General features: G+C 67.2%; 10 protein-coding genes. 3 read left to right on the top strand and 7 right to left on the bottom strand.

The genetic code is table 11. The features are described 5' to 3' along the window. Positions 1-75 precede the first annotated feature (75 nt). Together hslV and ACYPYD_RS15550 are read right to left on the bottom strand one after the other, a co-directional pair. Positions 76-654 (bottom strand): ATP-dependent protease subunit HslV, encoded by a 579-nt coding sequence (hslV, locus tag ACYPYD_RS15555; RefSeq protein WP_036529830.1) that lies wholly within the window; start codon positions 652-654, stop codon positions 76-78. A gap of 44 nt (positions 655-698) precedes the next feature. After that, positions 699-1,187, bottom strand: coding sequence for an outer membrane protein assembly factor BamE (locus tag ACYPYD_RS15550; protein ID WP_008832064.1), 489 nt, complete (start codon positions 1,185-1,187; stop codon positions 699-701). Positions 1,188-1,358: 171 nt separating this feature from the next. Here ACYPYD_RS15550 and ACYPYD_RS15545 point away from each other — a divergent pair, with 171 nt between their 5' ends. From ACYPYD_RS15545 to ACYPYD_RS15535, 3 genes are all read left to right on the top strand, one after another. Beyond that, positions 1,359-1,886: a ubiquinol-cytochrome C chaperone family protein gene (locus tag ACYPYD_RS15545; protein WP_008832065.1), complete on the top strand. Its 528-nt coding sequence runs from the start codon at positions 1,359-1,361 to the stop codon at positions 1,884-1,886. Then, complete coding sequence (locus ACYPYD_RS15540; RefSeq protein ID WP_459664079.1) at positions 1,883-2,410, top strand: YceD family protein; 528 nt, start codon at positions 1,883-1,885, stop codon at positions 2,408-2,410. The genes ACYPYD_RS15545 and ACYPYD_RS15540 overlap by 4 nt, the downstream gene beginning before the upstream one ends. 172 nt (positions 2,411-2,582) lie before the next feature. Next, positions 2,583-3,566, top strand: coding sequence for an endonuclease/exonuclease/phosphatase family protein (locus ACYPYD_RS15535; protein WP_459664077.1), 984 nt, complete (start codon positions 2,583-2,585; stop codon positions 3,564-3,566). A gap of 34 nt (positions 3,567-3,600) precedes the next feature. On the opposite strand, the gene ACYPYD_RS15530 is transcribed toward ACYPYD_RS15535, so the two are convergent. The 5 genes from ACYPYD_RS15530 to ACYPYD_RS15510 form a co-directional block, all read right to left on the bottom strand. Next, complete coding sequence (locus tag ACYPYD_RS15530; RefSeq protein ID WP_459664075.1) at positions 3,601-7,020, bottom strand: glycosyl hydrolase; 3,420 nt, start codon at positions 7,018-7,020, stop codon at positions 3,601-3,603. 88 nt (positions 7,021-7,108) lie between these two features. Next, on the bottom strand, positions 7,109-8,425 hold the full coding sequence (locus ACYPYD_RS15525; protein WP_036529825.1) for a family 1 glycosylhydrolase: 1,317 nt from the start codon (positions 8,423-8,425) through the stop codon (positions 7,109-7,111). Between the two features lie 10 nt (positions 8,426-8,435). After that, positions 8,436-9,293, bottom strand: a complete 858-nt coding sequence (locus ACYPYD_RS15520) for an alpha/beta hydrolase (RefSeq protein WP_459664073.1) — start codon at positions 9,291-9,293, stop codon at positions 8,436-8,438. Beyond that, entirely contained in the window at positions 9,290-9,763 is a 474-nt protein-coding gene (locus ACYPYD_RS15515; RefSeq protein WP_459664071.1) for a hypothetical protein, read from the bottom strand. The genes ACYPYD_RS15520 and ACYPYD_RS15515 overlap by 4 nt, the downstream gene beginning before the upstream one ends. A gap of 2 nt (positions 9,764-9,765) precedes the next feature. Next, complete coding sequence (locus tag ACYPYD_RS15510) at positions 9,766-12,039, bottom strand: TonB-dependent receptor (protein WP_459664068.1); 2,274 nt, start codon at positions 12,037-12,039, stop codon at positions 9,766-9,768. Positions 12,040-12,051 lie beyond the last annotated feature (12 nt).

The following is a 12,051-nucleotide window of genomic DNA, read 5'->3' as shown; positions in this document are numbered from 1 at the left end:
GTTGGGGGTGGGTTCATCCGGCGGTGGCAGACGGCCCACCCCCGGCCCCTCCCGCAAGCGGGAGGGGAGAAACGGTCAGATGGTCTCGACCGTCACGCGGTCGTTGGTGAAGACGCAGATGTCGGCGGCGACCTGCATGGCCTTGCGCGCAATCGTCTCGGCGTCGCTTTCATAGGCATCGATCGCACGGGCGGCGGCAAGCGCATAGTTGCCACCCGAGCCGATCGCGGTGATCTGGCTGTCGCCCCCGGCAGCGCCCTCGGGCTCCAGCACGTCGCCATTGCCGGTGAGCACCAGCAGGGTGTCGGCATCGGCGACGATCATCAGCGCCTCGAGGTTGCGCAGGTACTTGTCAGTGCGCCAGTCCTTGGCGAGTTCGACGGCCGCGCGCATAAGCTGGCCGCGATACTGCTCCAGCTTGCGTTCGAGGCGCTCGAAAAGAGTGAATGCGTCGGCAGTAGCGCCCGCGAAGCCGGCGATGACCTTGCCGCCTTCTCCGATGCGCCGGACCTTGCGGGCGTTCGGCTTCATCACCGTGTTGCCCATGGAAACCTGACCATCGCCAGCGATGACGGTCTTGCCGCCCTTGCGTACGCCGATGATGGTCGTTCCGTGCCACTGAATGAGGCCGTGGCTCGCCCCGTCGTTGTTCATGAGCGCGGATATATGCCGCGCTCCGGATGGTTCAAGACGGTAGATTAACTGCCGTTCGGGCCGGGGCCTTGCGGCGTCTGGCCCATGCCGCCCGCACCGACCGCGCCGATGTTGCCGAACAGGTCCTCGAACAGGTTGCGATGACGGCCGAGCGTGGGCGTGACGTGACCGTCCGGATCGATCCGCGCAACCTGCTCCGCGCCGCGCTTGTCGACGCCGACGACGTTATTCGCCGCATCGAAGCGCACCCGCAGCACCGTCTGGCTGTCGGTGCGCGGCTTGCGGAACGGCGGGGTCTTCACTTGCTGCGACACATAGTACCAGTCCTTGCTCCCGAACTGGCTCTCGAAGGTCGGGCGGCCGAGCGTCTTTTCCACCGACATGCGGTTGTCGATGCCGGGCTGCACCGAATCGAGCAGCGACTGGTCGATCATGTAACCGCGATGGTCGCGGATCGACGTGCAGCCGCCGACCAGAGTGGCGACCGCCAGCGCAATGCCTGCCGCTGCCACCTTGAGACCCACCTTGCGCATTTCAACACTCCAAACCGCAGGAACGGAAGCCACAGGCATTGCCAGCAGCGTCCATACCCATATATCGCCAGACGGCCTTAAGGCCCCACAAGCGCCCGCGCAATGGGCGTTGGGGCAGACCGGTTGAATTGCCCCTTAACGGATATCCTCGAAGAAAGGCCCGTAGCCATCGTGTCCCTGATCTCCCGCCTCCTCGGCAAAGGCCCCGATTCGCGCGAAGCCGTGCGGCCGCTGTGGCATCGCGTGGTCGAAATCGCGCGCGAAAAGGCATGGTATGCCGAGTGCGGCGTCGCCGACACCGTGCCCGGCCGTTTCGATGCGGTGACGCTGGTGATGGCGCTCGTCATGTTGCGTGCCGAGCGGGACAAGGAAACCGACGATACGCTGATCAACCCCTCGGTGCGGCTGACCGAGCTGTTCGTGGACGACATGGACGGCCAGCTGCGCCAGTCGGGCGTCGGCGATCTCGTCGTCGGCAAGCGCATGGGCAAGCTGATGAGCGTGCTGGGCGGCCGGATCGGTGCCCTGCGCGATGCGCTCCCACAGGACGACGCCGCGCTCGCCGCCGCGCTGGAGCGCAACGTCACGCTGGTGGAAGGCGCCGACACCGCGCGCCTCGCCGCCCGCGTTCGCGCGCTTCACGCGCAGATCGATGCCCTCTCCAACGAAGACCTGCTTGCTGCTAGGATCGCGCGATGACCCCTGAATTCTCCCGCCTGCTGGACGTGCGCCAGATCGAAGGCAAACACGTCCGCCTCTCGCCCAACGAAGCCGAGCGGGCCGCGCTCACCGAACGCTTTCTGCTTGTGCGGATCGACGAACTCATCGCCGAACTCGACCTCTCGACTTCGGAGCGCGAAGGCGGCTTCCGCATCGAGGCGCGTGGCACCCTCAAGGCCGAGATCGTGCAGCCCTGCGCCGTCTCCGCCGAGGATATCCCCGTATCGATCGACGAGGCGCTGTTCTTCCGCTTCGTGCCGATGGCGACAGGTTATGCGCCCGACGAGGAAATCGAACTGACCGCCGACGAACTCGACGAAATCGAGTATGAAGGCGCCCACATCGACATCGGCGAGGCGGTTGCACAGAGCCTTGCCCTCGCCATAGATCCGTTCCTGACCGGACCGCAGGCCGACGCGGCACGCAAGGCGGCGGGCATCGGCACGCCCGAGGACAGCGGCCCTTTCGCAGCGCTCAAGGGCCTGAAGCTGGGCGGCGACTAGAACGCGACAGCCTCTGCTGCGGTCAATTCGTGATTACGATCGAGGGTCGCAGCGTCCCACTCTGAATCCCACCGTCACGCAGCCTTCACCGAACCGCAACGCCAGTTTCACACGGCGCGCCTAGTGGCGCCGTCAGGACCACGTTGCGAAAAGTTCGGGGGGAACGCGTCGCATGAAGAGCCTGACGAAGATGTCGCTTGCGACGGCCGCTGCGGTCGTCGTGCTCAACTTGTCTAAGCCGTCTCCGGCGGCGGCGCCCGAACGCCCATTCGCCAGCTCGGTGCGGGACGACGGAACGCTTTCGGTAATGACCTATAACGTGAAGGGCCTGCCCTTCCCGCTCGCCTATGGCCGGGCCGAGGCGCTCGGTGAAATCGGCAACCGGCTCCGCAAGCTGCGCCGCGAAGGACGCCAGCCGGACGTCATCCTGTTGCAGGAGGCCTTCATCCCGGAGGCCAAAGCCATCGCCCGGCGGGCGGGCTATGCCCATGTTCTGCTCGGCCCCGGCGTCAAGGATGCGCCCCGCGATGTCGCACAGCCCGATACCTTCGTGCAGAACGCTTCCTGGAGCCGGGGCGAGGCGGTCGGCCCGCAGGTCGATAGCGGGCTGGTCATCCTGTCCGACCATCCGATCGTGAAGGCCAGCCGCATGGTCTTCCCCGAAGCGATGTGCGCCGGGTTCGACTGCCTGGCCAGCAAAGGCGTCGTCATCGCGTGGATCGCGGTGCCCGGGCGCGCCGAGCCGGTCGCCGTCGCCGACACACATCTCAATTCCCGCAAGGCCTCCGGCGTGCCGGTCGCCCGCGCCAACGTTGCCTTCACGCGCCAGGTCGAAGCCATGCGCACCTTCCTGCGCAGGCAGGTGGACCCGCACGCGGACCTCATACTGGGCGGCGACTTCAACATCGGCGGCGATGCGGAGCGAATCGCCGCCACCCGCGAGCTGATCGCGGGCGGGCAGGACGCGGCGGAGACCGCCGACGGCCCGCCGGATCAGCAGCGCGACCTTGCCGCCATTCGCAAACGCAATAAGGACAAGCTCTATCATCGCGGACTGCTGCGCCTGCGCAGCCTGGAGGTCCCGCTGGGCGAGGGCACGGGCAAGGACGCGTTTTCCGACCACCTCGGCTACGTGGCGCACTACAAGCTCTCGTAAGCGCGTCACTGCGAAAGAAATGCATCCATACGCGTCATTTGCCGAGCAGGGTGACAGGTCCGATCAATCCCGAGGGTCGCAGCGGTGCATCGGGGCGGTACGTCGGCATTGCCGTCCAGGTGATCGGCTTCGCGCCGGGCTGCTGGTCGCCGATCAGGCGGTTGACCCACAAGTTCGCGACCTTGACCTCGATCGTGTTCGCACCTTTCCTGAGCGCACTGCCGACATCGATGCGGTAAGGCGCGTGCCACACCGACCCTACGTCGCGCCCATTGATGGTGACTTGCGCCAGATCGCCGACCTCCCCGAGGTCTAGTAGCAGCGGACGCCCCGGCCTGGCGCCCTTGGGCAGCACGAAGCTGCGCGTATAGGTCGCCTCACCCGAGAAATACCGGATCGACGGATCGGCATTGCGGTCCAGCGGCGCGAGTGTCGCCAGTCGGATCGAGGCAGGTGCGCCGCGATCTTGCTGGAAGCGCACGGTCCATCCGTCGTCGAACGTGGCCAGCGTCGTCGCAGTAGTGGCCGGCACGTCCAGCGAGCGCGCGGTCGCATTCTCGTGAAACACCACGAAGACCGCATCGCCCGCCACCAACGAGAGCGGCACTACCGTCTCGCCGCCTTCGATGCGATAGCTGACGGCCTCGCTTTCGCCCGTTTCCGGGTGCCACAGGCGGGGGACCTTGCCGGTCACGCGGAAATGGGCCTCGACGGTTTGGGCGCTGTCCTGCGGGTTGCTGAGATAATAGATGTCACCGGTTCTATCCCGGCGGTGGACGAAGGGGATCTTCACGCCGGCTGCGGCTCCGGTGAACGTAAAGTCCGGCGCGGTGCCGATCGTCTGGAGCGCAGCTTCCACGTCGCTGCCGGGGATGACCCGCCCCTGCCCGACCCGCGCCGCGCCCGCGCCGGGCCACAACCTGGCCACGAGAGCGGACCACTCGGCATCGCTGCCCTGCCCCCGCCCGTCCATGCCCGGCGTCGCGACCGGTGCGTTGCCGATGACGGTTGCTCCGCCCTCGACGAGCGTCGCCAGTTTGCGCAGCGCGGCGAGGCTCATGCGCTGCGAGGAGCCGCCGAGGTAGATCGCCTTGTAACGCGCACCGCTGGGCGCGACGAGGTCGGCACCGTCGTTCTTCAGCAGGGTGTCGAGCGCATCGAAGCTGAGGAAGTCGTACGCGTGGGACACTGGAGCATCCGCCACCGGCTTGTCGCCGTAAAGCCCGGTCAGCGGCGCTTCTTCGCCGTAGAAGTAGGCGATATCGGCGACGTTTCGCCCGGTCTGCAGCAGCAGCGAGGACCGCGCGATGTAGTCGACCCAGGGCTTGGCCATCTCGCCCCAACTTTCCATGCGGTTGAAGTACTGGCCGAAGATGAACAGCGAGAGGCCCGGCTTCTTGTCGTCGACCGGGACATGGACCGTGGTATGGACCACCGGCCGGTTGACGCCATTGACGAATTCCATGTCGATGAAGCGCTTCAGGTCCTTGGGCGCGAAGGCCCAGGGCGCCATCGAGGCGGTCATCGATTCCGCCGCGACAAGGTTCTGCCCATAGAGATGCGCCACCGATGCCGCGCCCTTCATGTCGGCGATCAGCGTCTGGCGCGGGCCGTCGTCCTTGCCGAAAGTCCACATCGCCGCCATCGGCACGTCGGTCGCCTTGCGCATGGTCATGTCGTCGCCCAGCATCGGGCGCTTGTCCTCCAGCGCCTCGCCGTAGACGATCAGGCCGTTCTCGTGGGCGGCCTTGGCGACGGTGCCGTAATGCTCGCTGGCGAGGAGATCGGCCAGGGTGCGGCGATAGTCGTAGAGGAACTTGTCCGACTGCGCACGCGTGCCCACCAGCGTGCCGGTGAGCGCGGGCAGCCAGGGACGCGGATCGTAGCCGCGCAGGTTCTGGAACTGCTCGATCATCCGGGGCGTCCAGTTCGCCTCGCCGACTTCGATGGAGTCCGTCAGCAGCGCCCGTACCCCGCGCTTGCCGACCATGTCGGCACCGGCGGCGTCCTTGTACATGCCGATGTAGTGGTCGAGATACCGGCGCACCGCCGCGCCGTCGAACTTGTCCACCTCCAGCCCGGTTGCTTCAGGCGGGGCGGGATGATTGGTGGTGCCGAGCAGCGAATAGCCCATGCGCAGGACGCGCCAGTGCTGCCCCTTGGGGAGCGCCGGGGCCTGCCAGTCGAGGGAGCCGTCGGGCCGCAGCCTGCCGGTAAGGTCGACGATCCTGGCAGGCGCCACGCCGCTTGCCGCGTCGGCCGGTTCACCGAGCGCGTAGTAGTCGCGGCTCATTATGAAGCCGGACTTGGTCTCGAAGCGATCGACCTTGCTCCCGGCGCCCAGTGCGAAAGTGCCGACGACGAGCGGCTTCTTCGCCATCATCGCGCCGACGCCGTCGAACAGGCCTGCCATCGCCGTGCCTGGCGCAGGCGAGCCAAGCCCGCCATCAGGCTTGCGCGGATTGAGCACCACGCGGAAATGCGCGGCGGTGACAGCCGGGAAGCTCGCCGTGGTCGGCACCGCGCCGAGCGTCAACGTGGTGATCGGGGTCCAGACGGCGCCGTCCGTGCTGGCCTCGAGCGCGGCCGTGAAGGCCGCACCGGCAAAGGGCACGACCACATCGGGGATATAGAGCGTCGCCGAACGCACTTCGGTCGGCCGGGCGTAGTCCAGCCGCAGTTCGGGCACCGTGCCCTCCTTGCGCACCAGCGTGACGCCTGTGGCGATGTCCGCATCACCAAGGACCGCAGCATCCAGCGCATTGCCGAGCCCGTCCGAGGCGCGCGCCAGCGCAGGGGCAGCCGGCGTCGCCTCCGGGAATGCGAAGACGCCGACCTCACCGTAGAACTTCGGGCCGGGAGGCGCGGGATGGCCGGAGATCATCTCCTCGATCGACAGCGGCGGGGTCAGGTTCTGGTACGGCCCGGTCGTCTGCGGCGGCGCGGCCAGCTTGCCGGTGAAGCGCTTGCCCGGCGCTACGGACGTCTCCGACCAGACCAGCTTCTTCAGGCCATCGCGCGGCTGCACCCATGGCCCGCCGGTTTCCGACCAGCCGGGCGAGGAAGCGATGGCCAGTTCCAGCCCCTGCCGGTCCGCCTCATGCGCGGCGAAGCGGAAGGCGTCCTTCCATTCGGGCGTCATGTAGACGAGGCGATGGTCCACAACTTGCGGCGTCTGCAGGTTGGCGTCGAAAGTCTGGGCGCCGCCGATGCCGACGCGCTTCATCCATGCAAGGTCCTTGGCGATGCCGTCCTTGGTGATGTTGCCGTTCATCCAGTGCCACCAGACGCGCGGCCGGGCCGAGTTCGGCGGATCGCGGAACGCTTCGAGCAGAGGATCGCCTGCCTCGACCGGCGCGGCCACCTGCACCGGCGCTTCCTCCTTCGCCACCGCATGCGGTGCGGCCAGAGCCGAAGCGAGCATCAGCATCACGCGAAAACGGCGACCCGGCATTCCATACTCCCCATCTCTATCCTGGCGGAGCCGCATCGGGCCCCAGCAGGATCTATATCTTGATTCCAATTTGTGACGGCCGCCTGCGTTACAAGGCATTTCGCCGCGCGATCGCGCCGAGCACCGAAGCACTTGGCTTGGGTGTGCGGGCAAAGGTGGCGGGATCGACGCTGCACAGGCCGAAGCGAGGCTTGTAGCCGAAGATCCACTCGAAGTTATCGAGCAGCGACCAGTGCATGTAGCCCAGCACCGGCACTCCGTCGTCGATCGCCTGCTTGAGCCCCTCCAGCGCGGCGGGGATGAAGCGCGCGCGCAAGGTGTCGTCCCCTGTGCCGACGCCGTGCTCGGACACCAGCACCGGCACCCGCGTCGCCTCATGGACGTAGCGCACCGCACCCGCGAGCGAGGGCGCCCATACCTCGGTGCCCGACCAGTTGACGTCCGCACCATCGGGATGCGGCAGCCGCCCCTTGTCGTTCCACACCGCGCGTTCGTAGTTCTGCACGCCGATGAAATCGTCGGCTTTAGCCACTTCCAGCCAGGCCCCGTAGGTTTCCGCGCGCACTTTGTCGCGGATCGAGTTGCGGCCCGCCGCCTGGTCGTCCAGCACCGAGAGAGTGAAGCCGACCGGCAGGTCCGAACGCACCGCCTTGATCGCCGCGCGCGCCGCCTTGTGTCCGGCCAGCAGCCCGGTCTGGATCGCGTCGAGGTCCTCGAGCGCGGCGACGTTGGCGCAGACGTACTTCTCCACGCCGAAGCGCTTGGCGGCGGCGGCAAGGGTCTGGCGCTGCATGTCCCATACCGGCGGGGGCAGCATGGGCTTGAGGATCAACAGCAGGTTGGGCTCGTTCAGCGTCATGGCCATGGCGATGTCGGCGCCGATCGCGCGGGCCACCTTGTCGCAGTAACGCGCGAAAAGCTGCGCCGATTCCGGGTTGGTCCAGCCCCCTTGCGCGCTGAACCAGCGCGGCGCGGTGAAGTGGTTGAAGGTCACCAGCGGCTTCAGTCCGCGTGCATGGCAGCCCGCGACGATCGCCTTGTAGTGATCGAGCATCGCCTGCGAGAACAGGCCCTTCTCCGGCTCGATCCGCGCCCACTCCACGCCGAAGCGATAGGACGTGAGGCCGAGCGACTTCACGATGTCGAGGTCGCTGGCCCACAGTTCCAGGCTGTTGCAGGCATCGCCCGAAGGCTGGGCGAAGATCGTCGGTTGCTGGTTCTCCAGCGGCCATAAATCGGAGGCGACATTGTTGCCCTCGATCTGGTGCGGCGCGGTGGCCGCCCCCCACAGGAAGCCTGCGGGGAAAGCCGGGCTCGGGCGCTTCGCGGCGGCGCGCGACACGGCGGGAGCAGCCGCGATCATGGCGGCGGCGGCGAGCATGCTGCGGCGGTCAATCTGGGTCATCAGGATTTCCTCACGAATGCGCGGAGATGAAAGTCAGGATTTCGTCGGAAAGCCGCCGGTCGGCGGTGCCGAGGTGCATGGCCATCGAGTAATGGTTGTGGCCGCTGGCATAGTGCGCGCGCGGCAGGCAGCCGTGGCGGTCCAACCGGGCCTGCAGAAGCCCGGCCCACTCGGCCTGGAAGCGCGGCGGATCGAACTCGGCACAAGCGAGCAGCAAGGGGAGCGCGGTCTCGACCACAGCCTCGCGCGGCATCCGTCCGGCGTAGGCGTCCTGCGGCCCGTAGTAGAGCATGTCGCGCTCATCGAGCGGGGTGAAGCCGTAAAGGCCCGAGAGCAGGACGGCGGCGCGTACCATCCCGGCATGGTCGCTCCGCAGCTTCAGGAACCCGGCGATGTGAACCGAACCGGCGGAGGTGCCCAGCAGCACGATCCGCTCGGGATCGCCGCCGTGCTCGGCCGCGTGCTCCTGCAGCCATGTGACGGCGGCGGCGACATCCTCGGCCCCGGCGGGCCAGGCCTCGCCGGGCGCGAGGCGGTAGTTCATCACCGCGCCCAGCATCCCGTTCGCGGCAGCCCATCGGCCCAGATGGGCGTTGGCCCAGCCGCCGTTGCCGTTCCCGTCACCGCCCTTGTCGCCGGCGAGGAAGCCTCCGCCGTGGACGAACAACAGCACCGGGCGCAGCCTCCCGCCCTCCCCCTCGCGATAGAGGTCAAGCCGGTTGCGCAGATGCGGGCCATAGGCGCAGTCGCTTGCGACAGGGGCAAGCGCGGCGGCGCGGGGCTCCTGCTCGGGCGCATAGAGCGCCCTCACCGCGCCCACAACATCGGGGCCGAGGCGGGTTCCGAGTTCGGCGATCGTATCGGTCACGCAGCCTGCTCCTTCAGCGTCCGGTCGAACAGGAAGGACACCGCCAGCCGCGTACAGGCAAGTCCCAACAGCGCGCCGTACACGACCTTGAAAGCCAGTGCCGGATGGCTGGGCACTTCGTGGAGCGGCCCGAAAAGCGCCAGCCCCGCGAGGACGAGCGCGGAGGCGACGCCGCAAGCCACGCGGCGCAGGACGATCCCCGCAACGCTTGCGGGCGTCGCCAGCCCCATCCCGCGCAGCTTCGCCCGCACCAGCAAGGTCGGCACCAGCGAAGCCATGAGTGAAACCATCACCCCTTGCGGCACGAAATCGAGCGCGAAGCGATCCGGCGCCGCCATCGTCAACGGCCTTGCGGAAAGACCGAAGACAATGGCGAAGAACACCGCGCTCAGCACCGCGTTGATGACCGCGCTGATCGCCTGTTCGCGGCGACGCAGCGCCCGAAAGTCCAGACCTGACGGCGCCGCCATCGTCAGAACTTCGCGTCCAGGCTGATGCCGACGTTGCGGAACGACTGCGGCCCGTAGATCGCGCCGATGTTGCCTTCGCTCGCCCCCGCAGTCGTCGTGCTGGTGTAGGGGAAGTCGCTCTGCATCAGCGAGGGTTCGTGCACGTTGAACAGGTTGCGCACGAACAGCGCAACCGAATAGCGCTGGTCCTGCGTGCGCAGGCCGACCCGCCCGCCGACCATCCAGTGGGCGCGGAAGGTCGTGTCCGCCACCGAGTTCGCCTCGTACCGCACGCGCGACTTCCAGACGGTGTCAACCGCCAGGAACCCGGCCAGGGTATCGCCGAAGTCCTGCTCGTACTCGCCCGAGAGCGTGAACTTGTAGCGCGGCGAATTGGCCAGCTGCGTGCCGCCGATATCAGTCCCGTCGGTGCCGACGAAACCGCCGGGATAAGTCGCCTTGGCGTAGATGAAGCCAGTGTTGAGCGAGAGGTTAGGCGTCACCTTGCCGAAGAAGTTCAGCTCGGCGCCGCGCGTCTTCACGCCGTTGATGTTGGTCTGGATGCACGAGATGATGCCGTTGTCGTCGACGGTGCACTGCTGCGCCTGGAAGTTGCGGATCTTCATGTAGAACACGCTGAGGTCGGCCACCCAGCCGCCGAACAGCGTGGCCTTGAGGCCCGCTTCGTAGGAAGTCGGGATCTCGGGCTGGACGACGGAGGGATCGCCCACCGCCGGAACCGCGATCTGACCGCCCTTGAACCCGCGCGATACGGTGGCGTAGCTCATCATCGTCGGCGTCAGATCGTACTGCGCGCCCGCACGCCAGGACCACTTGGCAACGTCGAGGAAGGTTTCGGTCTCGGACGTCGCGGTGTTCAGCGAAAGGCGATCGGTCGTGTAGCGCACGCCGCCGATCAAGCGGAAGCTGTCCGAAACGTGGCCGGTCGCCTGCCCGAAGAAGGCCAGCGATTCGTCCCGGATAGTCAGCGCGGGCGTGGTCGATGTGACGATCGGGATTACGACGCCCGGAACCGGGACCAGCGTGACCCGAACGATCTCGGGAATGCGGGTCTGCTTCTGGCTCGAATAGAACGCGCCGGCCGTATACTCGATAGGCGAGCCCGCGGCCGAGCTGACGCGGAACTCCTGCGTGAACAGGCCGAGGTCGCGGTCAACCGGGTCGTTGGCCACCTGCAGTTCCAGCGGCGAGCCGCGGAAGACGTCGGACGCCGCACCGTACCCCGTCTCGGTCGCCTTTCGCCAGGCGGTGATCGAGGTCAGCGTGAATGGATCCGCCGCATAGTCCACCTGCAGCGAACCGCCATAGCTGGTCGCCTTGCCGACCTGGTCGTTGTTGCTGCAGTAGTCACGGTTGCCCTCCCGCACGGTCACGCCGCAACTGGCGAGGCGATCGGTGATGCCCACCGCGTCAAAGCCCGCACCACCGAGGAAAGAGCCGGGGCCGCTGGTCTTGACGAAAGTGAAGAAATCGCCGCCATTCTCGTAGCGGGTCTGCGAATAGTCGCCGATGAGGTTGACGGTGAGGCGGTCGGTCGGTTCCCACAGCAGGCGGCCGCGCACGCCGTAGCGGTCGTTGTTGTTGTAATCACCGGTCGTCGCGTTGCGGTTGACGCCCTGGCGCAAGTTGGCAACGCCCGAGACGCGCATCGCGGCATTGGATGCTAGCGGCACGTTGATGACGCCTTGCACGACCTGGTTGCCGTACTTGGCGCCTGCCGTCCCGGCGTTCGACAGTTCGGTGCGCACGCGGCCGGAGAACTCGCCGAATTCGGGCGCATTGGTGGTGATGTTGATGACGCCCGCAGAGGTCGTCAGGCCGAACAGCGTGCCTTGCGGGCCCTTCAGCACCTCGACGCGGGAGATGTCGAACAGGTCCGAGATATTGGCGTTGCCCTGGCTCACCTGATCGACCACGACGCCCACCGAGGCGACTGCACCGGGAGAGAACGTCAGGGTGCCGATGCCGCGGATCGATCCGCCGCCGCCGGTGTTCTGGCCCGGCGCCGACTGGATTTCGAGGCTCGGCGCGATGCGGGCGAGGTCGTTGACGGTGTTCACCTGCTGACGCTCGAGCTGGGCCGCGCTGGCGACGGTGATCGAGATCGGCACCTCGGTCACCTTCTCCGCGCGGCGCTGGGCGGTGACGATGATGTCGTTGCCCGAGGCGTCGGCGGTCGAAGTGTCGGCGGGCGCACCTGCGTCCTGCGCAAGGGCAGGAGCGCCGATGGTGCTCAGAGCGATGCCCGAAAGCAGCGCAATCTTGCGAATGGTCATGTCTGTCTCTCC

It is taken from the genome of Novosphingobium sp. 11B, assembly GCF_054589055.1.
This window is presented reverse-complemented; position numbering and strand designations above follow the sequence as displayed.

What these genes read in the sequence shown, in the direction of transcription:
- hslV (WP_036529830.1), bottom strand. Translation starts at nt 654, where the DNA reads ATGAACAACGACGGGGCGAGCCACGGCCTCATTCAGTGGCACGGAACG.
- ACYPYD_RS15550 (WP_008832064.1), bottom strand. Translation starts at nt 1,187, where the DNA reads ATGCGCAAGGTGGGTCTCAAGGTGGCAGCGGCAGGCATTGCGCTGGCG.
- ACYPYD_RS15540 (WP_459664079.1), top strand. Translation starts at nt 1,883, where the DNA reads ATGACCCCTGAATTCTCCCGCCTGCTGGACGTGCGCCAGATCGAAGGC.
- ACYPYD_RS15535 (WP_459664077.1), top strand. Translation starts at nt 2,583, where the DNA reads ATGAAGAGCCTGACGAAGATGTCGCTTGCGACGGCCGCTGCGGTCGTC.
- ACYPYD_RS15530 (WP_459664075.1), bottom strand. Translation starts at nt 7,020, where the DNA reads ATGCCGGGTCGCCGTTTTCGCGTGATGCTGATGCTCGCTTCGGCTCTG.
- ACYPYD_RS15525 (WP_036529825.1), bottom strand. Translation starts at nt 8,425, where the DNA reads ATGACCCAGATTGACCGCCGCAGCATGCTCGCCGCCGCCGCCATGATC.
- ACYPYD_RS15515 (WP_459664071.1), bottom strand. Translation starts at nt 9,763, where the DNA reads ATGGCGGCGCCGTCAGGTCTGGACTTTCGGGCGCTGCGTCGCCGCGAA.
- ACYPYD_RS15510 (WP_459664068.1), bottom strand. Translation starts at nt 12,039, where the DNA reads ATGACCATTCGCAAGATTGCGCTGCTTTCGGGCATCGCTCTGAGCACC.